We start from the raw sequence: 23962 nt of genomic DNA, 5'->3' as shown, positions 1-23962 counted from the left end.
GTGTTTACACCCAAAAAAGCCTTATTTAACTGGAGCAGTGGAAAAGATTCGGCTCTTGCATTATACAAAATCCTTCAAAATTCTGAGTATAAAATCGATTGTTTGTTGACAAGTGTGAATCAGCAACATCAACGAATTTCAATGCATGGCGTTCGTGTTGAATTGTTGAATGCACAGGCAAAAAGCATTGGAATGCCATTAAAAGTTATGCAGATTCCAGAAATGCCGACTATGGAAGCTTATGAAGATGTAATGACCAAAACCTTAACAGAATTAAAAGATAACGGCATTACACATTCTATTTTTGGAGATATTTTTCTGGAGGATTTGCGAAAGTATCGCGAAGATCAATTGGCTAAGATCAGTTTTCAAGGCGTTTTTCCACTTTGGAAAATACCAACAAAAGATTTAATTCAAGAATTTATTTTATTAGGATTTAAAACTATTGTGGTTTGTGTAAATGAACGTTATTTAGATAAAAGTTTTGTCGGCCGAATTATAGATCAGGATTTTATAAACGATTTACCTGAAAATGTTGATGTTTGCGGAGAAAATGGAGAGTTTCACACTTTTGCTTTTGACGGTCCAATTTTCTCGCAGCCAATAGATTTTGAAATAGGAGAAATCGTTTATCGTAAATATGAAAAACCTCAGAAAGAAGATTCCTCAGATACTGCCTGCGACACCAGTGCTTCTGATGCTTTCGATTTTGGATTTTGGTATTGTGATTTAATCCCTAAATAGTTTCTAAAAAAGTTTGCCACGAATTTCACGAATTTTCACCAATTGATTTAATTTGTGCAATTCGCGGCGACACTTCGACTTCGCTCAGTGTAACATGATTAGATTCTTTTACTCTTCAGAATACATTGCCAATAAATTAGTAACTGTATTCCAGTTTCTAATTGTTGCTGTAATATTTAGTTTTTTCTCGATATATTTTTGGTCGAATCTAGTTTTTCCGGCACCAACGGCGTATTTAATAAAAATCCTATTTCCATCAATACTTGCTTCATCAGGTTTAAATTGACTGATTTTTAAATCGTTTATATTTTCTTTTTTCAATTGAGTTGAGACAAAAGCCACATATAATTTTTTGGTATCGATATCTTTTTCCTTCAAAAAAGGATTATTCTTAAAGCATAATTCTAGATCTTCTTTTGTAATTACAATCGTTGGAACTTCATGTCCAAAAACTTTAAATATTTCCTGTTTGATCATAAAACCAACTTTCGAAGCATCTTCTTCGCTGTCTACAAAAACATTTCCTGTTTGCAGATAAGTTCGAATATTTTGAAAACCAATATTTTCCAACATTATTTTCAAAGCATCCATTTTCATCATATTATGCCCAGAAACATTGATTCCTCGTAAAAGTGCTAAGTGTGTTGTCATCTTTAAAATTTTATTCAAAGATAAAAATTCATTTTAGTTTTATATTACAATTCCTCCGTATCAAACTTTATTTAAAAAAAGCCACTTTATTAAAATAAAAACTCCGCCAGAAAACCGACGGAGCCAAACAATTTGAATTAGTAAGCATTGTTTAAAATATTACTTTAATTTATCATATGTAAGTAAAGGCCCATCACATGTTCCCCAAGTACTATACATTTTTCCAGTAGCATGAATTATATATAGATTTTCTATTAAGTCACCGCTGCAAGTTCCTATTATATCACTTTGAGTACTATAAATTAATTTAAACTGAGTTTGTTCTGAAGTTTTTGCAACAGAATAAGTTCCTGATGCACCAGAAGTTTTCTTGTCTTTTATTCTTGTTTTAGAAAACTTTCCATTAGAGCTAAAAACATAGCTTTCCTCCCATTCCATAACATCTATAGAATTTGCTGCTGGATTTTTATTTCTACTCATGCCTGTTAATTTCCATTTTCCATGATAGTCTTCAGTTGGTTTATTGTCATTGTCGTCATTAGAACAAGAAACAAGAGAAATAAACAAAACTATTAAAAGTCCAATTTTCTTCATTTTTTTTTAAGTTTTAAAGGTTAGTTATTACTAAGATTAATCGTTCTTAAAATGGTTGCGTCTAATTTTACGGCTTAACGATAACTTAATATTCAAAATCTTAAGAAGTTAATTCATTTCCAAATTTCCCAATTAAAATCTATCTTCGCTTTTCCAAAAGAAAGACAAAAGAAAATAGCGACAAGAGTAAAGAACATACATTTTTACTTTTTACTCTTGTCCTTATTTTCTTTACTCTATTTTCTAAAATTTATGCCAGTCTAATAATCTAAGAAGTCAAAAAAAAGAATGTCTAATAATCTGCTTGAAACTCCAATCGAATACTTAAAAGGTGTTGGCCCAAGTCGCGGTCAACTACTTCGCAAGGAATTAGGAATTCATAAATATGGAGATTTAGTAAACTTTTTTCCGAATAGATATATTGACAGAACTCGTTATTACAAAATAAACGAACTTCAAAATACAGGTTCTGAGGTTCAGATTATTGGCAAAATAATCAATATAAAAACAGTTGAATTTGCTAAGAATAAAAAGCGTTTAGTTGCCACATTTGTAGATGATACAGGACAACTAGACCTTAATTGGTTTCAAGGTCATAAATGGATTCGTGAAAGTTTAAAACTAAACGAACCTTGTGTTATTTTTGGAAAATGTTCTTTGTACGGAAGTCAATTCAGCATGGCACATCCCGAAATTGAGTTGCTGAAAGAACATGAAAAAAGCCTGCGTTCTGCCATGCAGCCCGTTTATCCATCTACGGAAACATTAACAAACAGAGGTATTTCAAATAGAACGATTAACAAATTAATGGAACAATTGTTTATCGAAACTCAAGCTTTGTTTACTGAAACTTTTCCATTGTACTTAATCGAAGAATTAAAGCTGATCTCAAAAAGAGCTGCTTTATTTAATATACATTTCCCAAAAAGTACCGATGCTTTGGCGAAAGCCCAATTTAGATTGAAGTTTGAAGAATTGTTTTTTATTCAATTACAGTTAATTACTAAAAATCTAATTAGAAAGCATAAAATAAAAGGGCATCCATTTACCAAAGTGGGTGATTTTTTTACTGAATTTTATCAAAACCACCTTCCTTTTGAACTTACTAATGCTCAAAAAAGAGTGGTTAAAGAAATTCGTTCAGACATGGGCAGCAATGCTCAAATGAACCGATTATTACAGGGAGATGTTGGTTCTGGAAAAACAATTGTGGCTTTTATGAGCATGCTTTTGGCAATGGATAATGGTTTTCAGGCCTGCTTAATGGCACCGACGGAGATTCTTGCCAATCAGCATTTTATTGGTTTATCAGAATTTGCTAACACTTTGAATATTAATATAAAAATATTAACTGGTTCAACAAAAACTGCAGCTCGAAAAGTTATTCACGAGGAACTCGAAAATGGCACTTTACAGATTTTAATAGGCACACATGCTTTGCTGGAAGATAAAGTGAAGTTTCAAAATCTTGGATTGGCTGTTATTGACGAGCAGCATCGTTTTGGTGTTGAGCAGCGCTCTAAATTGTGGAAGAAAAATGAAATTCCGCCTCACGTTTTGGTTATGACGGCAACACCAATTCCGAGAACTTTAGCAATGAGTTTGTATGGAGATCTTGATATTTCTGTAATTGATGAACTTCCGCCGGGACGAAAACCAATACAAACGGTTCATCGTTTTGATAGTAACCGATTAAAAGTTTGGAAATTTCTCCGTGATGAAATTGCACTTGGAAGACAAATTTATATTGTATATCCGCTAATTCAAGAATCCGAAAAAATGGATTACAAGGATTTAATGGATGGCTACGAGAGTATTTCTCGCGATTTTCCATTGCCTCAATATTCGATCTCGATTTTGCACGGAAAAATGAAACCCGCTGATAAAGATGCTGAAATGAAGCGTTTCTCTGAAGGAAAAACGAATATTATGGTGGCGACAACGGTAATTGAGGTTGGTGTAAATGTACCAAATGCCAGTGTTATGATTATCGAAAGTGCCGAACGTTTTGGCTTGTCACAATTGCACCAATTGCGCGGCCGAGTTGGTCGTGGAGCCGAACAAAGTTATTGTATTTTGATGACGGGACACAAATTAAGCACGGACAGTAAAACCCGAATGGAAACGATGGTTCAGACAAATGATGGTTTTGAAATCGCTGAAGTTGACTTAAAACTTCGCGGTCCAGGTGATTTAATGGGGACACAGCAAAGCGGAGTTTTAAATCTTCAAATTGCAGATATTGTTCGTGATAGAGATATTTTAGGATTAGCTCGAAATTACGCAATGAAAATCCTGAAAGAAGACGGTCCTTTAAACAAACCAGAACATGCAATTCTTAAAGCTGTTTTTATTGAACTTACTAAAAAGAAAAGTATCTGGAATTATATTAGTTAGTTTTTTTTTAGGTTCAAAGATGCAGAGATGCAAAGATTCTGAGGTTTCTTGAGTTAAAACTAGATTCAATTACGTCATATCTGATGCAATAAATCTTTCAACCTAAATATGGATAAATGTTGAAAAAAAATTAAACACATAGAGACATAGTCATGTTTGTTGATGCAGGTAAAATGCATTTTAACAGTAACAAAACTTATGTTTCTACGTGTTCCTTTTTTTTCACGCAGATTCAGCAGATTTTTTTATTATTTCTTTGTTGGAGTTTTCTTTTCAAAAAGACCGCTGAACAAACCTTTACTAACTTTATTTTTATCATCTTTTCCTGTAGCGATTAAATGATCGATATATTCCATATACGTTTTTTTACGCTCTTCTAGAAAACCAACTAAATATTCCTCAGAGGCTGTTAAACCGCTTGCTTCTTCTATTTGTAAAAGTTTTTTATACAATGGTTCGATGAATTTTACAATGATATTTTCGGGAACCGATTTTCTTGTTCCAAAAAAACCAACAATCTCGCCATCAGTATCCGCAATGATTTTAAATTCGGTGACAACCCAATAATAACGACCCGTTTTTGCCATGTTTTTCAAAACAACATGAATGTTTTGACTGGATTTAATACTATCCCACAAAAATTTAAAAATCACCTTAGGCATATCAGGATGCCTCACAATATTGTGAGGCTGTCCGATTAATTCAAACTCATCATAGCCAGAAACATCGATAAAATCTTCATTGGCATACAAAATAGTTCCGTTTTTATCTGTTTTACTAAGCAGCACTTTGCTTTTATTCCAATCGACTTCTCTGTCAGAAGGAGTCGGACGTGTAGTTCTGGTCTCCATAAAATTTTATATTAAAAATTAATTGGCATGAGTGTTTTTACTTGTAGAATAAACTCTCTAAAACCTTGTTTTTAAAGCATCTTTCGAGAGTTTTTTCATTTTTGGAAGTTGTTTTGTAATTTTTACTTTCTTGTATTAGTTGATTTTACATGAATATCATTCACGAGATCATCAATTTTTTTAGCACTTTCTCTCATCATATCCAGATAAGTCAAAATTTGATCATTGTCTGTATGTCCTTTTGAAACATCAATTAATTTTAAGACAGAAGTTACAGGTAGTTTTAAATCTAAAGTTGTTCTGTGAATAAAGTCATTATATTCTTTAGTTGCTGATAATGAACTGTATTTAGCCGATGCAAGTTTCATGTTTTCCAGTTCATATTCGTCAGAGATTTTAGAAATATGATTTTCACTATGTTCCTTAAAATAATAAGCCCAATAGCCATTCATAAAAAATACAACTGCCGCTAAAACAGTATGAATAATTAAAGTCTCGAGATCAAAATTTACCTGCGAAAAATAAACCTGAAGTCCATTTGCGTCGTTATAAATATAGTTTTGCAAATACGCCAAACCAGCGTGATGAAGCACTACTAAAAGGGTAAGTGGAATTTGAAGTCTCCAGTTTTGATAAATAATTAAAATTGTGCTGGCAATAAAAACAGTAAAATGCATTTCGAACATACCATGCATTTGATAAATGTACTGTGCCATAAATATAGCCAGAACAACAGACAAAACGTACTGATAGAATTTTGAATTTTTAATAAAAAACTTTGCAGAATAATACAATAGAAGATTCAAGGTTCCTACTCCTACTCCAATTTCAAAAGTGTCATACTTAAATGACAATGCGATTCCGAGAAGGAAATAAACCGCGAGAACATAATTAATAATACTATCAGACTTTTGTGTCATTGTAGACATAAAACTGTGCAAGTAATCTTGCTCATTCAAACTGGCTTTTCTTTTCATAGGTTAAAAATTTTAGTTAGGGATAGATTTATTTAGTGCAATTTGGTAACGAACATCCATAAGCTCTAAGAGCCAAAGCATTAAAAGAGGGCGAATTAGTCTGCTTTAACAATGAGTCAATAGCCATTTGAGCATAATTACTGTCGGCATCTGTGCAATATCTTGTTTTATTATAATTACCTCGAAAATATAAATTATGCGATGAGTCTAATAAAACTGCTTGCGGAGTCGAAATAACACCACATTTTTTAGCAATATTTTGATCAAAATAAACAGGAATCTGTGCGTCGAACTTTTTCTGTATTTCTTCGATTGTAAAAGTTTTCTGTTTGTTTAAAACAACAATTTTAAAATTAATCCTGTCACCGTACTTTTTTATCAAACCAGCCACATGCGGCACATTGAATCGTGAGCAGGGACAATAGGGATTAAAGAAATGAAAAAAAACAGGTTTGCTATCAAAAGGACAGCATTGAGATAAATCAATTTTGGATCCCATTGCAATGCTGTGATAATTTTTCGGAATTGGCGTTGGCAGACTGTACTTAAACTCATTCTGCCAAAAAAGAAAACCAATTGCAGCAAGTAAAAATGAAAACCATAATGCTAGGAGTATTTTTTTCTTCATCTATTATTTTTTATAATTAAGAATAAAAACATAAACACTTGTTAAAACAATTAATACTAATTTTCTCTTTAATAGCTAAAAAACCGCTGTAATTTCTATTTTTTAACATTTAATTCTGTAAAAAGACGCTGATTATACTGCACCACTAATTATTTTGTCTAACGTATCAATGTTACAAATAAAATCGATGAAATACAATATAAATTCGATAAACTGCATATTTTTTTTACAACTCATTAAATGCTCGCTTTTTCAGTCCTTTCTTAAGTTTTAGAATTAATTAATATTCAAAAACAAAACCCAAACAACCAATTGATTTACAAATACATACACATAAATCATGCTCCTGTGTTAAAAATAACCCAACAAAATGAGTTCGCGTCATTAAACCTTTTCCGAAAATGGCTATCTAAGGTGCAAAGTTTTGCCGTTAACTCCCTAGAAACAGTACTTTCAGGTTTATAGTAATACAAGTGTTAAATAAAACCTAACGTCATTTGATTTCAGTACAAAAAGTTAAATTTGTGAGTTGCAAAAAACATACACCAAAAAAATCACATTCACCTAAATTTTATGAAAATTAAACACCTAATCTACGCCTTGATTATCATTATTTTTGGAGGATTTATCACTTATAGGATAGTATCTAACAAAAGTAAAAATGAAGACTCAAAGAAGTTTGGCGACAAAGACAAACCAACGACAGTAACCGGAATAGTAGTTCAAACATCAACGTTTGACAATAATTTGTCTTTATCTGGTTCTATCGAAGCCAACGAGCAAATTGAGATTCACAGCGAAGTATCAGGAATTGTAGAGGGAATTTATTTTAACGAAGGGAGCTATGTCAATAAAGGTCAAGTACTTTTTAAAGTTAATGATATTGAGTTAAAAGCACAATTAAGACAAGCTGTTACAAGAGAAGGTCTAGCTGCTGAGAATGAAAGAAGAGCAAAATTACTGCTGCAAAAAGAAGCAATCAGCCAAGAAGAAGCAGATATTGCCAGAGCGGATCATGCATCGGCGCAAGCTCAAAGTCAGTTAATAAGAGCGCAAATTGCTAAAACTTCTGTAAAAGCACCTTTTTCAGGAAAAATTGGTTTACGTTCAATTTCTCCAGGCACCTATATTACACCGACAGTTGTAGTAGCAAAACTTGTAAATACAGGAAAACTAAAAATTACCTTTTCGATTCCAGAAAAATATGCTTCGCAAGTAAAAACAGGTTCTATAATTGATTTTACAGTATCTGGTTCAGATAAAACTTATAACGGAAAAATTTATGCTATAGAGCCAGAAGTTGCTGTTGCTACTCGTACACTGCAAATTCGTGCCATTGCCGATAATACAGATGGAAAACTTTTCCCTGGAACATTTGCCGACATAAAACTGCCGTTAAACATTATTAAAGATGCAATCGTAGTTCCGTCAGAAGCTATAGTTCCTGTGCAAAGTGGTAAAAAAGTGTATGTAGCCAATATGGGCAAAGCTAAAGAAGTTATGGTTGATGCAACAACAAGAACAGATTCTTCGATTTTGATTTTATCAGGATTAAAAGCAGGAGATACTTTAATTACAAGTGGTGTTATGTCATTAAAAAATGAAGCACCAATAATCGTTAAAGTAAAATAGTCTTAAAGTCGAAAGACATAAGACTTAAATAGAGATGTTAGAAATCCTAAATCATAGATTTAAAGATGATAATAAGATTTAACAATAAATCTAAAATCAGCAATCTAAAATCTAAAATCTAAAACCATAATGAGTTTATCAACCACAAGTATAAAAAGACCCGTTTTAACCATTGTACTGAATTTATTAATTATATTATTCGGTTTCATTGGTTATACATTTTTGGGTGTCCGCGAATTTCCCTCAATAGATCCTGCGCAGGTTTCGATTAGAACCAATTATACGGGTGCTAATGCTGATATTATTGAATCGCAAATTACGGAACCGCTTGAAAAAGCTGTAAATGCGATTGACGGAATCCGAAATATAACTTCATCAAGTAACCAAGGAAGCAGTAACATTACTATCGAGTTTAACTTAGATAAGGATCTGGAAGAAGCTGCAAATGATGTACGTGATAAAGTTTCACAAGCCATAAGAAGTTTACCCCAAGATATTGATGCGCCGCCTGTTGTATCAAAAGCTGATGCAGATAGTGATGCTATTATTTCGATGACGGTACAAAGTGACAGTCGAAATTCATTAGAATTAAGTGATTATGCCGAAAACGTTATTTCGCAGCGTTTAGAAACAATTCCGGGAGTCAGCGGTGTTCAAATTTGGGGACAAAAACGTTACGCTATGCGTTTATGGATTGATCCTGTAAAGTTAACTGCTTACGGCTGCACTGTTTCAGATGTTCGTAACGCACTTAACGCTCAAAATGTCGAATTACCTTCTGGTAAACTAACAGGAAACAACACCGAATTAACGGTAAAAACAGTTGGAAATCTTTCGAAACCAGAAGAATTCAATAATATCATTATTCGTACAGATGGAGATAAAATTGTACGCTTAAGTGATGTTGGCGGTGCAGAATTAGGTCCAGAGAATATCGAAACTAAATTAAGTCAGTCTGGATTACCAATGATTGGACTGGCAATTGTACCAATGCCTGGAGCGAATTACTTAGATATTTCGGCTGAATTTTATAAAAAATACGAAGCTTTAAAAAAAGATCTTCCAAAAGATATCAAACTTAATATAGCACTTGACAATACCATATTTGTAAAAAAATCGGTACTTGAAGTTGCTGAAACTCTTGGGATATCAGTAATACTTGTAATTATTATTATTTACCTGTTTTTTAGAGACTGGGCAATTGCCTTTAGACCTTTAATAGACATTCCAGTTTCGTTAATTGCAACGTTCTTTATAATGTGGCTTTTTGGCTTTTCTATTAATGTACTGACTTTATTAGCGATTGTTTTAGCCACAGGTTTGGTTGTGGATGACGGAATTGTTGTAACTGAAAATATCTTTAAGAAAGTCGAAGAAGGAATGTCGCCTATTGAAGCTGCGATTAAAGGATCAAATGAGATTTTTTATGCTGTAATTTCGATTTCGGTAACATTAGCGGCTGTATTCCTGCCAGTAATTTTCTTAGAAGGTTTCGTTGGCCGACTCTTTAGGGAATTTGGGGTTGTAATTGGTGCCGCAGTATTAATTTCGGCATTTGTTTCTCTTACCTTAACACCAATGTTAAATGCCTATTTAATGAAAGGCGGAGAACAGAAAAAATCTAAGTTCTACATAAGAACGGAGCCATTTTTCGAGAGGATGAACAGCAGTTATGCTGAAGCTCTTTCAAAATTCATGGAAAGAAAATGGATTAGTTTTCCTATACTAATTGCTTGTTTTGGATTGATTTATTTGTTTTTTACCATATTACCAAAAGAAACAGCTCCTTATGATGATCGAAGTTCTGTAACCATGCGTATGACAACGCCAGAAGGATCATCATACGAATATACAGATCGTTTTATGCAGGAAATCTCAAGATTGGTTGATGATTCAATTCCGGAGAAAAAAGTAAGTTTAGTGATTACCGCACCTGGTTTTGGAGCTTCGGCTACAAATACTGGTTTTATCCGACTTTCATTAAAAGAACCTCATGAAAGAAAGAGATCTCAAAAAGAAATTGCCGACCAATTAACAAAATGGACAAAGCAATATCCTGATGCAAAAACATCTGTTATCCAACAGCCTACAATTGCTGTAAACAGACGCGGCGGATTACCAATTCAATACATTATTCAGGCTCCGAATTTTGAAAAATTAAGAGAAAAAATTCCTGTTTTTATGGATGAAGTAGGTAAAAGCGATGTTTTTTCTATCAGTGATGTTAATTTAAAATTCAACAAACCTGAAATAAACGTTAGTATTAATCGTGAAAAAGCCGAAAGTTTAGGAATCTCAATTATTGATATTGCACAAACTTTACAGCTTTCTTTAAGCGGACAGCGTTTTGGTTATTTTATCAAAAACGGAAAGCAATATCAGGTTATTGGTCAATTTGATCAAAAAGACAGATCAAAACCATTAGATTTAACTTCGATGTTTGTGAAGAACAAAAAAGGAGAGTTAATTCAGATGGATAACGTTGTAAATGTCGAAGAACAAAGTAATCCTCCACAGTTGTACCACAACAACCGTTATATGTCGGCAACTGTTTCTGCAGGTTTAGCTCCAGGCAAAAGTATCAGCGACGGAATTGCTGAAATGGATAGAATTAAAGCTAAAGTATTAGATGATAGTTTTACAACCGATTTGAGTGGAGAATCGAGAGATTTTGTCGAGAGCAGCTCGAATACTTCTTTTGCTTTTGGATTAGCTTTATTATTAATATTTTTAATTCTTGCCGCTCAGTTTGAAAGTTTTATAGATCCATTTATTATTATTCTGACTGTACCAATGGCGGTTGCTGGAGCCTTATTTTCATTATGGCTATTCAATCAAACTTGGAATATTTTCAGCCAGATTGGAACTGTAATGCTTATTGGTCTGGTAACTAAAAATGGTATTTTAATCGTTGAATTTGCCAATCAATTACGAGAACAAGGAAAACCAAAATTAGAAGCAATTCTTGAAGCTTCAGAAGCGCGTTTACGTCCAATTTTAATGACCAGTTTAGCCATTGCTTTAGGTGCGTTGCCAATTGCGATGTCACTTGGAGCTGCTTCGACTAGTAGAATTGGTATGGGAGTTGTAATTGTTGGTGGAACTATATTTTCATTAGCATTAACACTTTTTGTTATTCCTGCCATCTATATGATGTGGTCAAAAGCACGTAAACATTATCCGGAATTTGATCATATCGAAGAATACGAAAAAGAAGTAAGTAAATAATTTATTAGCCTTGAATTTCTGAATTACAATTGACTAATTCAGAAATTCAAGGCAAAAGAAAAAACAATATGAATATTAAAATTTTAATTAGCAGTTTGTTATTACTCTTTTTAAGCATTACAAAAACTAATGCGCAAGAAGTTTTGACTATTGAAGATGCTATGAAAATTGCTTTAGAGAACAATTTTGAGATTAAAATAGCCAAGAATAACTCAAAAATAAGCGAAACGAATGTTACTTTAGGAAATGCAGGAATGCTTCCAAATGCAGGCGCTTCAATAACAGACAATAACAGCGTCACAAATTCTTCGCAGACGCGTCAGGACGGAACAACAACTTCATTGGATAACGCTAAAAATAACAGCTTAAATTATGGAGTGAGTTTAGGCTGGACTGTTTTTGATGGTTTGAAAATGTTTGCTAAACTAGATCAATTAAAAGAACTTCAAAAATTAGGAGATGCCGAATTAAAGAGAACCATTTTGATCAAAATTGGTCAAGTAAACTCTGCTTATTATGATTTGGTTCAACAGCAGCATCAATTAGCTGCTTTAGATACTACAATTGTAATTTCGAAGCAAAGACTAACTTTAGCTCAAAACCGTTTCAGCATCGGAAAAGCTTCAAAATTGGAAGTTTTAAACGCACAAGTTGATTTAAATTCAGATCAAGTTGCTTTATTGAGACAAAAAGAATCATATGCTAATGCTAAAATCTTATTGAATCAATATTTAGCTAGAGATCCTAAAATAAATTTTACTGTTACAGATTTAGTTACTGTTGATAATAAATTGATTTTGGCTGATCTTATGAATTTGGCTCAAAAACAAAATCCAGCTTTAGAAGCGCAGATCATTAATAAACGTATAGCCGAACTGCAGCTTAAACAAGTAAAAGCAGATCGATATCCTGTTGTAAACTTAACATCTGGTTATAATTTTAACGAAAGTCAGTCGAGTTTAGGTTTTACGAGTCAAGCTTCGTCACGCGGTTTAAATTATGGCTTTAATGCTACTTTAAATATTTTTGACGGTTTTAATCAGCATCGAAATGAAAAAGTTGCCAAGCTTCAAATCGAAAATTCTCAAATTGCTATCGAACAGCAAAATATGATTTTGAATACACAGTTAAGTACTGCTTTTCAGACTTATTTAACCAATCTAGAACTAATCGATTTAGAAGAAGATAACGAAGCAATTGCAAAACAAAATTTAGACATTACCTTAGATAAATTTAGAATTGGAACGATTACAACTCTTGATTTTAGAACAGCTCAGCTGAATTATGTAAATGCAAAAGTGCGATACAGCAATGCACAATATGAGGCAAAGTTATCTGAAATTGCTTTAAAAGAATTAGCAGGAAATATTAATTTTTAAAGTAAATTTACTGCAAAAAAAAAGTAATGACTTCGTATAATCCAAAAGACTGGTTTAGTTTTATTTTTCATTTTAGCAAAGCCGATACTTTCCGTAAATTAATTCCCGTAATGTTTTTTATGGCAATATATTGCGGCGGAATTGCTTATCTTGAACTTGAATATTGGGATTTACCAGAAGACAGTAAGGTTAAAAACATCTCAACAATGCACAGCATGTTGGGTTTTGTAATTTCATTATTACTTGCATATCGTACCAATACAGCCTATGATCGCTGGTGGGAAGGACGCAGGATGTGGGGAAGTCTGGTAAATAACAGTCGTAATTTTGCCATGAAACTTTCGGTTATTTTAGAGGACGAAAAAGATAAAGCATTTTTTAGAAAGATGATTCCAGGATATGCTTCTATCTTAAACAAACATTTGAAGGACGAAGAAACTGGAATGCAATTGTTTGATAATGTAGATTTAGAACTGGATCATCACAAGCACAGACCGAATCAGGTTGCTAAAATAATGTTCAAAAAAATCCACGATCTTTATGTAACTAATAAAATTTCAGGCGAACAGCTCATTACCTTAAACAATGAAGTAACAGCGTTTACAGATATTTGTGGAGCCTGTGAGAGAATAAAAAACACTCCTATTCCCTACTCTTACAGCGCTTTCATCAAGAAATTTATATTTATTTTTGTCCTCACACTCCCTTTTAGTTACGTATTTACATTAGGCTATTATGTAATTCCTGTAGTTGTTTTTATTTTTTATGTTTTAGCGAGTTTAGAGCTTATCGCAGAAGAAATTGAAGACCCTTTTGGTGATGACGAAAATGATCTTCCAACAAGAAAAATGGCTGAAAACATTAAGAAACATGTTGAAGAACTGATTTAATGAAACGTTAAATCTTAAATTGTTAAACTTATTTTTATTAAATTTAAAGTTCCACTTCTAAATTTAATGCAATGCAGAATCAACGTGTTTTAATTACTCCGCCAGATTTATCTAATGAAAAATCATTAAAAACACTTGTTGAAAACAGGAGTGTTTATACTCTAAATCACTGCGAATTAAATATTTTTGAGACTTATGAATCTTCAAAACTAGTACCTTTAAAATTCAACGATTTTGTAGTTACGAGTATGCTTCGCGGAAAAAAAGTAATGCATTTATTTGATGAACCTGGATTTGATTACCTTCCTGGAGAAACAGTCGTTATTCCTTCGAATATTGAGATGAAAATTGATTTTCCAGAAGCTTCAAAAGAAAATCCAACGCAATGTCTTGCTTTAGCTATTGATACAACAAAAATTACCGAAACTCTTGATTTCTTAAATGAGCGTTATCCAAAGAAAGGAAGCGATAATTATTGGCAGCTAAACTATCAGAATTACTTTTTTTACAACAATGTTGATCTTGCTTCAACAATCAGTAAATTAATCAAAGAATGTACAAGCACATCAATTACAAAAGATGTTATTGCCGATTTGACTTTACAGGAATTATTAATCCGAATTATTCAAACTCAAACAGCAAAATCTCTTGATGATGGAGCTGTTCTGCAATCCAACAATCCAATTTTTGAAGTTACAGAATTCATTAAGCTTAATTTAAAAGAAAACATAAATCTAAAAAGCTTAAGCGAAAAAGCTTGTATGAGCACAGCATCATTCTATCGTTTTTTCAAAAGAGAATTAGGTATGAGTCCTATAGAATATGTTTTGAATGAAAAAATTAAATATGCAAAAAAACTACTTAGAAACCCAAGTATACAAATAAATGAAGTTTGTTATTTGTCGGGTTTTGAAGATGCTAATTATTTCATCAGATTATTTAAAAAACACGAAGGAATTACACCGAAACAATATCAATTACTTTATGTTAATTAAAGGTGCTAAGATACTAAGGTTTTGAGTTCTTAAGCAACCTTGTCATTTCGAGGAGCGAGAAATCGCACTAGAAGTCTGGCAAAGATTATCCATAAAGGTTAGCGACATATTTTGCGGAGTTTCTAGTGTGATTTGCTTCGCCTGTTCGCTATCGCTCGGGTCTCCTTTCAGTCGAAATGACAAAACCCTGCAAAACCTTTGTTTCTTTGCCTCTCTGAACCTCTGTCCCTTAAAAAAAAACTTACTCAAAAATCTTTACTGGTTCTAAATCTTTTTCTTCCTCTTCAGTAAAAATTCGATATTCAATTTGGAATGTTTTTTTTAGAGGTGTTTCCAAGGAAAAACCGCCAACACCAAAAGCATCAATAACTTTAAGTGTAAAATGTGAATGTTTCCAGTATTCATACAAATCGTTATCAACCCAGAATTCAGTATCTTCAATAGTTCCGATGCAAACATCGCCTATTCGCTGATAGTAACCGCCTTTTTCAAAACATTGCGGCTGCGTGCCTTCACAACATCCTCCGGCTTGGTAAAACATTAAATCACCATGTTTTTCCTTTAGAATTTTAATTAATTCGACAGCTTCTTGTGTGGCTTCAATTCTCTTAACCATGACTTTTACTATTTAAAAAAAGCAGTAAACTTATTGTTATAAATTTACTGCTTTTTGCATTACCAATTAAATATTTGCAATATCAAGAACGACTCGTCCTTCAATCTGACCTTTTTTCATTTTATCAAAAACAGTATTAATGTTTTCTAGTTTTTCGGCAGTTACAGTAGCTTTCACCTTTCCTTCGGTGGCAAATTCTATTGCTTCTTTCATATCCTTACGAGTACCAACGATAGAGCCACGAATTGTAATTCGGTTTAAAACCGTATCAAAAATTGATAAATCAAAATTACCTGGCGGAAGTCCGTTGAGTGCCATTGTACCTTTTCTCCTTAAGGTTTCAAGACCTTGCTTGAAAGCTATAGGAGAAACTGCAGTTACCAATGCCCCATGCATTCCACCGACTTCCTTTTTTAAATATTCTCCAGGATTTTGATTTTTTGCATTAACTACTAAGTCTGCACCCAGTTTTTTTGCTAGGTTAAGTTTATCATCTGCAACATCAATTGCTGCAACATGCATTCCCATTGCCTTAGCATATTGAACAGCAACGTGTCCTAATCCGCCAATTCCAGAAATTGCAACCCATTCGCCAGGTTTTACTTCTGTTTCTTTTAGACCTTTATAAACAGTAACTCCAGCACAAAGTATCGGAGCCATTTCCATAAAATTTACATTTGAAGGTAAAATTCCAACATATCTTGCATCAGCAATTACAAATTCGGCAAAACCTCCGTCTACGCTATAACCGCCATTTTGCTGACTGTCGCATAATGTTTCCCATCCAGTAATACATTGGTCACAGCCTCCGCAAGCGCTGTAAAGCCAAGGCACTCCTACAGCATCACCTTCCTTAACATTTTTCACATCTTGACCTACTGCTGCAACATAACCTACAGCTTCGTGTCCGGGAATTAACGGCATTTTTGGTTTTACCGGCCAATCGCCTTCAACGGCGTGCAAATCTGTGTGACAAACACCGCTTGCAATCACTTTTACAAGAATTTCATTTCTTCCCGGTCGTTTTACTTCAACTTCTTCAATTTTTAAAAGAGAACCAAATTCTCTAATAACTGCTGCTTTCATTGTTTTTGGTAACATAACAAAGATTGATTTAATGAGCATAACAATTAAATTATTATGCTCAGGTTTATATTAATAGGGATAATGTTTTCTAGAAGAAACCTAATTTCTTTTTATCATAAGAAATAAGCATGTTTTTTGTCTGACGGTATTGACTGAGCATCATTTTATGATTCTCACGCCCAATTCCAGATTGTTTGTAACCTCCAAATGGCGCTCCTGCTGGATATGAATGATATTGATTAATCCAAACACGTCCAGATTGAATTGCTCTTGGAACTTGGTAGATTTCATGAGCATCACGTGTCCATACTCCCGCTCCCAATCCGTACATTGTATCGTTTGCAATTTCGATAGCTTCTTCGGTAGTTTTAAAAGTTGTTACTGCCAAGACTGGCCCAAAAATCTCTTCTTGAAAAATTCTCATTTTGTTATGACCTTTAAATAGTGTTGGTTTTATGTAATAACCACCTTCAAGATCGCCGCCTAAATGATTCGCATCACCTCCTGTTAATAATTCTGCACCTTCTTCTTTACCTAATTTTATATAGGACATGATTTTTTCTTTCTGAACTAATGATGTCTGTGCTCCAATCATAGTGGATTTATCTAACGGATTTCCAGCGATTATAGCTTCAGTTCTTTCAATTACTTTGGCTATAAACTTGTCATAAATATCTTCATGAACTAATAATCTTGACGGACAAGTACAAATTTCACCTTGGTTTAAAGCGAATAAAACTGCACCTTCAATGGCTTTATCAAAGAAATCATCATCATGATCTGCTACCGATGGAAAGAAAATATTTGGAGATTTCCCTCCCAATTCTAAAGTTACTGGAATAATATTCTCCGTTGCATATTGCATCACTAAACGTCCTGTTGTTGTAGATCCGGTAAATGCTGCTTTTGAAACTTTTTTATTGGTAACCAATGGACGACCAAGCTCAGCACCAAAACCATTCACAATGTTTAAGACTCCCGGAGGAAGAATATCTCCAATAAGTTCCATTAACACCATAATAGATATAGGTGTACTTTCGGCTGGTTTTAAAACTATTGTATTTCCTGCTGCTAGAGCTGGAGCTATTTTCCAAACAGCCATTAAAATTGGAAAATTCCACGGAATAATCTGTGCAACGACACCTAATGGTTCGCTTAAAGCTATAGAAACTGTCTGCGAATCCAATTCGGCAATCGAGCTTTCTTCGGCACGTATTACACCTGCAAAATATCTAAAATGATCTATTGCCAGCGGAATATCGGCAGCAAGAGTTTCACGAATAGGTTTTCCGTTATCTATAGTTTCAACAGTTGCTATGTACTCTAGATTATCTTCAATTTTTTGTGCAATTTTATTTAGTAAAATGCTTCGTTCTGTTACCGATGTTTTTCCCCAAGTCTTAAATGCTTCATGTGCTGCGTCTACAGCTTTTTCTAAATCTTCTTTGCCTGAGTGAGCCGCCTTGGTAAACACCTTTCCATCTATTGGAGAAACTACGTCAAAATATTCTCCTGAAATTGGAGCTGTAAATTTTCCGTTTATATAATTGTCATATTTTGCCTTAAATTCAGGTCTTTGTGTGGTTGTGCTCATAATTAGTAAATTTTTGATTTGTATCAAATTTAGTTTCATAATTAGAAACAGAATAGCATTATTCATTCATCTAATAGCACAAAAATTACACATTCGTTTTTTTATCTAATTTTTAATGAATTTTTATTAAAAAATTAATACTAAATATGATTATATACTGATCGTTAGTGATTTAGTTTAAAAAATGTCTTACTCGAAAAAACCAAATAAATTGTTTCTTACTACAATGCGCAATTCTTATATTTGTAACCTCATACAAGAATAATAAAGCTAACATGAAAATATCTTACAACTGGTTAAAACAATTCATTAAAACAGATTGGACATCTGCGGAAACTTCAGAATTACTGACAGATTTAGGTCTTGAGGTTGAAGTTGTCGAAAAATACCAATCTATTAAAGGCGGTTTAGAAGGGGTTGTTGTAGGACACGTACTGACTTGCGAAAAACACCCTGATGCCGACAGATTAAAAGTTACAACTGTAAATATTGGTTTAGAAGCGCCTATACAAATTGTTTGCGGTGCTGCAAATGTTGCTGCAGGACAAAAAGTTCCGGTTGCAACTATTGGAACTGTTTTATACGATAAAGACGGCGGTGATTTTACTATTAAAAAAGGTAAGATTCGCGGACAGGAAAGTCACGGAATGATTTGTGCCGAAGATGAGTTAGGTCTTGGTACTGGTCATGACGGAATTATGGTTCTAGACGATAAACTAGTTCCAGGAACTCCAGCTGCCGAAGTTTTTCAAATTACAAATGATGAAGTTTTTGAAATTGGATTAACACCAAATCGTGCTGATGCGATGAGTCATTATGGTACTGCACGTGATTTAAGAGCAGGAATGCTGCAGCGTGGTGTAAACATAGAGTTAATTACACCTTCTGTAAGTAACTTTAGAGTGGATATGCGTACGCTTAAAATCGATGTTAATGTCGAGGAACCTCTTTTGGCTCCAAGATATTGCGGTGTAACCATTTCAGGAATTACAGTACAAGAATCTCCAAGCTGGTTACAAGATCGTTTAAAAGCCATTGGTTTAACTCCAAAAAATAATATTGTTGACGTTACTAATTATGTATTACATGAATTAGGTCAACCTCTGCATGCTTTTGATGCTGCAAAAATTAACGGAAAAGTTATTGTAAAAACACTTCCTGAGGGAACAAAATTCACAACTTTAGACGATGTTGAAAGAACATTGCACAAAGAGGATTTGATGATCTGCGACGAAAAAGGACCGCTTTGCATTGCGGGAGTTTTTGGAGGTAAAAAATCTGGTGTTTCTGAAAGTACAACTACTATATTCCTTGAAAGTGCTTATTTTGATGCGGTAAGTGTTCGTAAAACAGCAAAAAGACATCAATTAAACACTGATGCTTCTTTTAGATTTGAAAGAGGTATTGATCCAACTATTACTGAATATGCTTTGAAACGTGCTGCGCTTTTAATTCAAGAAGTGGCAGGTGGAAAAATAACTTCGGATGTTATAGAAGTTTATCCTAAAAAAGTAGAAGATTTTGCTGTTTTGTTGAATTTCAGCCATGTTTCGAAAATTATTGGACAGGAAATTCCAAAAGATACCATCAAAAAAATACTAGTTTCTTTAGATATTAAAGTAAACAGTGTTTCTGATTCTGGTTTAGGACTTACTATTCCTGCTTATCGTGTAGATGTACAGCGTGAAATTGATGTAATTGAAGAAATTCTGAGAGTTTACGGTTACAACAATATTAATTTCTCTAAGAAATTCAATGCAACAGTTGCTAATTCGCCAAGAACAGAAGATTATAAAGTACAAAATACAATCGCTTCACAATTGAATTCACAAGGTTTTCATGAAATGATGGCGAACTCTTTGACAACGGCTTCGTATGCAAAATTATCGGCTTCTTTAAAAGAAGAGCATAATGTTTTAATGTTAAACCCATTGAGCAGTGATTTGGCAGCGTTACGTCAATCTTTATTGTTTTCTGGACTTGAAGCTGTTTCATACAATATTAACAGACGTAATTCTGATTTAAAATTATTTGAATTCGGAAAAACATACCATAAGTTTTTAAGCGGTTACGAAGAGCATAAACATTTGACTTTATTGATCTCTGGAAACAGGAATAAAGAGTCTTGGACAAATCCGCAAAAAGGTACTGACTTCTTCTTATTGAAAGGATATGTAAAAGGTATTTTGGCTCGTTTAGGAGTTGAAAAAATTTCGAATGCACCAGTACAATCAGATGTGTTTTCTGAAGGAACTGCGATTACTTACAATAATGATGTATTAGTAGAAGCTGGAGTAATTAAAAAATCTATATTAAAGCATTTTGGAATAAAACAAGATGTGTACTATGCAGATTTTAACTGGAATTTAATTTTAAAAATCATCACTGGAAAAATTAAATATACTGAGATTCCTAAATATCCTGAAGTACGTAGAGATTTAGCTTTATTGATTGATAAAAACACATCGTACGAAAGCATTTTTAACTTGGCTAAGCAAACGGAAAAAACACTTTTAAAGGATATTAATTTATTTGATGTTTATGAAGGTGAAAAACTTCCAGAAGGCAAAAAATCGTATGCTTTGAGTTTTACAATTCAAGACAATACTAAAACGCTTACTGACACTCAGATTGATAAAATCATGTCTAAATTACAGCAGACTTTTGAAACTGAACTTGGAGCAAGTTTAAGATAAAAAAATCACTAGAAATAATAAATCCCAATTCTGAAGTAATTTTAGAATTGGGATTTTTTTTATTTTACTATTTATACAATCTAATACGTAATCGCAGAAAAGATTGGATAATCTTTAATTTTTTCACGACCGTTTAGAAAAGACAACTCCATTAAAAAATTGCATTGTACAATTTCACCGCCAAGTTTTTCTACAAGTTCACAAACTGCTTTTGCGGTTCCTCCTGTTGCTAAAACATCATCGTGAATCAAAATACGCTCTCCCTTCTTTATAGCGTCTGTATGCATCTCTAAATTATCAGAACCATATTCGAGTTCATACGAAGCAGAAATCGTCTCATATGGCAGTTTATTTGGCTTTCTTACAGGAATAAAGCCTGCGTTTAATTCCTGCGCTAATAACATTCCGAAGAAAAACCCTCGACTCTCTGCTCCTACTACTTTATCAATTTTTTGATCTTTTAATGATTTTACTAAAATTTCAAGGCATTCTTTTCTTGCAATTGGGTCATTTAGCAGCGGAGTGATATCTTTAAACAAAATTCCTTCTTTTGGAAAGTCTTGAATATCACGTATATAATTTTTAATCTGCATTTTTTTTAATTTTTATGTTATTTTATGTTTGTATATGTCACATTTATGTCTATCTTTGCACCCGCAATAAGCAATCAACAAAGCTACGAAAAATTAGCTAATTGATAACAAAAAGGCCTCGTGGCGCAACTGAATAGCGCATCTGATTACGGCTCAGAAGGTTACTGGTTTGAATCCAGTCGAGGTCACTTAAGGAGACAACTATATAATAGTTGTCTCTTTTTTTATGCACAAATTTGTAGATTTTTCAAGCCTTTACGGCCTAATATTTTATGGTTCGAATTTTTTCACAAGGAATTCTTAGTCTGTTTGAAATAAACAGTCTAAAAGTGGCTTTGTCTGAGATTTAATCGAAGCTGAACGATGGTTTGAAGTCCCATTAAGGATATAGGATTTTTTTCTCTTTTGGTTTATCGTAATTTTTTGATACTAAATATAGTAATTCCAAAATAATTTTTGCTTCCTTCTCATCTACCTGAATACCGTTCTTAGCAAGAATAATAACGGCTTTTTCTACTGAAACATTCTTCTCAATGAAATTCATTTTTTCTGTTTTTTTTTCGGTTACTTTTTTTTGATAGTATTTTTAAAAATGCTTGATTTAGATTTAAAGAAAGTGTCCCTGTTTTAAAATCAATATCAATCGGTGGAATAAGATTTACAAGATGCCTTTTGTCTGAGACATCAAATTCAGAAAATCTTTGAAAGATTTCGACTAACGCTTTCTCTTCTAATTGGTTTTTTTTATCAATGGCTTTTAATTTAGCAGTAATATCACGTGCTTCCTTTTTAAGATATTTGTAGCTGACTTGGTTCTCTTTTTTTAATTCATTGTAGTCATCAATTTTTAATATTCCGGCTATAAATAATTTCCTGCCTCGAGAAAGGATTACTCTCTCCTCTTTTATTTTCCTCTCTAATAATTTTTGGGCGTATAAATAACTTGCTTTCTGTGTCTTTATATTTTGGTCTTCTAAAATGTTCTTAAATAATTCAATTGTTTTATTTGAGAGTATTAATTGTTGTAGTTTATTTTGATAGCAATCATTAAGAAAGACCGCATCTATTCTTGTTTTACAGCCATCATGACAATGATAATATGGGTATTTTTTTGACCTTCCTTTTGAAACACTTCCGCTAAGTTTTCGATCACAAACAGGACACGTTAAAAAACCTCTAAGAAAAAATAATGATTGTAAATCATTTCTTTTAGCAGTAGTTCTTCTCTTTGTATTAATAACGGACTGAACCTGATTAAATAAAGACTCTGCTATTAAAGGTTCGTGTAATCCTTTTACCATCTGCTCTTCACTAGAGTCAATTTTGACTGGTATAAGCCCGCAATAAACTGGGTTGTGCAAAATCCTGAAAAAATGGGATCTTGAACATATTAAACCTTTATCATTAGCTATTTTCATGATTTCAGTTATTTTATGATCATTCTTTGCAACTTGATAAAAAGCCCATTTTATAATTTCGGCTTCAGGCTCCTTAGGAGCAATACCTTTTTTACCATCCATTGATGTCAAATTGATAAATCCTAGTGGTGCCTTACTAGGATATCTGCCCATCAACTTTGCTCGACGAATGCCGTTCGCAGTATTTTGAGCTCTCCGGGTATTTTCTGCTTCCGGAACAGCTAAATATACAGCCAGCATAACTGTACTTTCCGGCACAGAGAAATCAATTGGCTGATCAATAGCCTTTGCTATTGTTTTATATCTACGAAGCTTTCCAATCATTTCGTACGCATATTCAATATTACGACTGAATCGATCCCATTTGATAAATAGTATATTTTTATCTTCTCCTGATGATTTCTTTTTGATTTCTGAGAATAATTGGTTCCATTCTGGCCTATTGAAATTCTTCGCAGAGATGTCTTCACGATAAATTCCTTTAACTTCGATATCGTAATATTTACAATACTTCAATAGTCTGTCCTCCTGTTCTGGCAAGGAGTAACCTTTTCTTTTTTGTTCGTCCGTACTTACACGAACGTATAAATAGGCTGACTTCATATTACTTAACGTATTTGATTTATTTACTACTAAATACTCTTAAGCACATGAAATACTTAATTAAAAAAATAATCCATGTGTTATCAAGTACAACGTAACAAAGAGTAAAAGATTTGAATATAATTGCCTTAAGTAAACATCAAATTCTTTCTTAACTTGTATTACTACTATTCCTTTCAGAGTTCTTTACAAGTATCATAAGATCTAATAAAATACTTAAATATCAAAATATCATTTAAATTAGATGTTAATAAATAATGACTTATTGTAATTCAAAATAAACTTCAACTTAGAGTAAACAGGTATTTTTACTCGATGTATAGTATAATTTAATCGATATTTTTGAAACAAGACTTTAAATTGTCATTATGGATTTCCGTAATGAAATAG

The 23962-nt window shown here is 33.0% G+C and carries 19 protein-coding genes and 1 tRNA gene; 9 read left to right on the top strand and 11 right to left on the bottom strand.

All coding sequences use genetic code 11. The annotated features are described in order from the left end of the window. Window positions 1–744, top strand: coding sequence for a Dph6-related ATP pyrophosphatase (locus NLG42_RS16565; RefSeq protein ID WP_257681608.1), 744 nt, complete (start codon window positions 1–3; stop codon window positions 742–744). A 108-nt stretch (window positions 745–852) separates the two neighbouring features. Here NLG42_RS16565 and NLG42_RS16560 read toward each other — a convergent pair whose 3' ends face one another. Together NLG42_RS16560 and NLG42_RS16555 are read right to left on the bottom strand one after the other, a co-directional pair. Then, a complete protein-coding gene (locus NLG42_RS16560; RefSeq protein ID WP_257681607.1) occupies window positions 853–1395 on the bottom strand; it encodes a DUF1697 domain-containing protein in 543 nt (180 codons plus the stop codon). Between the two features lie 159 nt (window positions 1396–1554). Next, window positions 1555–1989: a hypothetical protein gene (locus NLG42_RS16555; RefSeq protein ID WP_257681606.1), complete on the bottom strand. Its 435-nt coding sequence runs from the start codon at window positions 1987–1989 to the stop codon at window positions 1555–1557. A 288-nt stretch (window positions 1990–2277) separates the two neighbouring features. Here NLG42_RS16555 and recG point away from each other — a divergent pair, with 288 nt between their 5' ends. Continuing rightward, complete coding sequence (gene recG / locus NLG42_RS16550) at window positions 2278–4386, top strand: ATP-dependent DNA helicase RecG (protein WP_089057848.1); 2109 nt, start codon at window positions 2278–2280, stop codon at window positions 4384–4386. A 248-nt stretch (window positions 4387–4634) separates the two neighbouring features. On the opposite strand, the gene NLG42_RS16545 is transcribed toward recG, so the two are convergent. The 3 genes from NLG42_RS16545 to NLG42_RS16535 all read right to left on the bottom strand — a co-directional run bounded on the left by NLG42_RS16545 (window position 4635) and on the right by NLG42_RS16535 (window position 6842). After that, window positions 4635–5237: a PAS domain-containing protein gene (locus NLG42_RS16545; protein WP_089057849.1), complete on the bottom strand. Its 603-nt coding sequence runs from the start codon at window positions 5235–5237 to the stop codon at window positions 4635–4637. 122 nt (window positions 5238–5359) lie between these two features. Continuing rightward, window positions 5360–6214, bottom strand: a complete 855-nt coding sequence (locus NLG42_RS16540; RefSeq protein ID WP_089057850.1) for a hypothetical protein — start codon at window positions 6212–6214, stop codon at window positions 5360–5362. A 28-nt stretch (window positions 6215–6242) separates the two neighbouring features. After that, window positions 6243–6842: a DUF6436 domain-containing protein gene (locus NLG42_RS16535; RefSeq protein WP_257681605.1), complete on the bottom strand. Its 600-nt coding sequence runs from the start codon at window positions 6840–6842 to the stop codon at window positions 6243–6245. Between the two features lie 573 nt (window positions 6843–7415). Here NLG42_RS16535 and NLG42_RS16530 point away from each other — a divergent pair. From NLG42_RS16530 to NLG42_RS16510, 5 genes are all read left to right on the top strand, one after another. Beyond that, window positions 7416–8474: an efflux RND transporter periplasmic adaptor subunit gene (locus NLG42_RS16530; protein WP_257681604.1), complete on the top strand. Its 1059-nt coding sequence runs from the start codon at window positions 7416–7418 to the stop codon at window positions 8472–8474. A gap of 129 nt (window positions 8475–8603) precedes the next feature. After that, window positions 8604–11702, top strand: a complete 3099-nt coding sequence (locus NLG42_RS16525; RefSeq protein WP_257681603.1) for an efflux RND transporter permease subunit — start codon at window positions 8604–8606, stop codon at window positions 11700–11702. Window positions 11703–11770: 68 nt separating this feature from the next. Then, a complete protein-coding gene (locus tag NLG42_RS16520; RefSeq protein WP_099719586.1) occupies window positions 11771–13081 on the top strand; it encodes a TolC family protein in 1311 nt (436 codons plus the stop codon). 26 nt (window positions 13082–13107) lie between these two features. Beyond that, a complete protein-coding gene (locus NLG42_RS16515) occupies window positions 13108–13971 on the top strand; it encodes a bestrophin family protein (RefSeq protein ID WP_089057854.1) in 864 nt (287 codons plus the stop codon). 71 nt (window positions 13972–14042) lie between these two features. After that, window positions 14043–14966, top strand: a complete 924-nt coding sequence (locus NLG42_RS16510) for an AraC family transcriptional regulator (RefSeq protein WP_089057855.1) — start codon at window positions 14043–14045, stop codon at window positions 14964–14966. Between the two features lie 241 nt (window positions 14967–15207). Here NLG42_RS16510 and NLG42_RS16505 read toward each other — a convergent pair whose 3' ends face one another. The 3 genes from NLG42_RS16505 to NLG42_RS16495 form a co-directional block, all read right to left on the bottom strand. Continuing rightward, a complete protein-coding gene (locus NLG42_RS16505; protein WP_089055648.1) occupies window positions 15208–15582 on the bottom strand; it encodes a DUF779 domain-containing protein in 375 nt (124 codons plus the stop codon). Window positions 15583–15648: 66 nt separating this feature from the next. Next, a complete protein-coding gene (adhP, locus tag NLG42_RS16500) occupies window positions 15649–16683 on the bottom strand; it encodes an alcohol dehydrogenase AdhP (RefSeq protein WP_089055647.1) in 1035 nt (344 codons plus the stop codon). A gap of 73 nt (window positions 16684–16756) precedes the next feature. After that, complete coding sequence (locus NLG42_RS16495; protein ID WP_099719585.1) at window positions 16757–18262, bottom strand: aldehyde dehydrogenase family protein; 1506 nt, start codon at window positions 18260–18262, stop codon at window positions 16757–16759. Between the two features lie 275 nt (window positions 18263–18537). On the opposite strand from NLG42_RS16495, the gene pheT reads away from it, so the two are divergent. Further along, window positions 18538–20958, top strand: a complete 2421-nt coding sequence (pheT, locus tag NLG42_RS16490; protein ID WP_257681602.1) for a phenylalanine--tRNA ligase subunit beta — start codon at window positions 18538–18540, stop codon at window positions 20956–20958. 80 nt (window positions 20959–21038) lie between these two features. Here pheT and NLG42_RS16485 read toward each other — a convergent pair whose 3' ends face one another. After that, on the bottom strand, window positions 21039–21551 hold the full coding sequence (locus NLG42_RS16485; protein WP_257681601.1) for an adenine phosphoribosyltransferase: 513 nt from the start codon (window positions 21549–21551) through the stop codon (window positions 21039–21041). Window positions 21552–21665: 114 nt separating this feature from the next. Here NLG42_RS16485 and NLG42_RS16480 point away from each other — a divergent pair. Then, a tRNA-Arg gene (locus NLG42_RS16480) sits at window positions 21666–21739 on the top strand. A gap of 191 nt (window positions 21740–21930) precedes the next feature. Here NLG42_RS16480 and NLG42_RS16475 read toward each other — a convergent pair. Next, window positions 21931–22095, bottom strand: coding sequence for a PTS sugar transporter subunit IIBC (locus NLG42_RS16475; protein ID WP_257681600.1), 165 nt, complete (start codon window positions 22093–22095; stop codon window positions 21931–21933). Then, on the bottom strand, window positions 22082–23572 hold the full coding sequence (locus NLG42_RS16470; protein WP_257681599.1) for a recombinase family protein: 1491 nt from the start codon (window positions 23570–23572) through the stop codon (window positions 22082–22084). The genes NLG42_RS16475 and NLG42_RS16470 overlap by 14 nt, the downstream gene beginning before the upstream one ends. Between the last annotated feature and the right edge of the window lie 390 nt (window positions 23573–23962).

Origin of the sequence: Flavobacterium plurextorum (assembly GCF_024638035.1) — a bacterium.
Taxonomy (GTDB): Bacteria; Bacteroidota; Bacteroidia; order Flavobacteriales; family Flavobacteriaceae; genus Flavobacterium; species Flavobacterium plurextorum.
The sequence above is the reverse complement of the archived record's forward strand: the minus strand, read 5'-3'. Positions and strand labels throughout refer to the sequence as shown.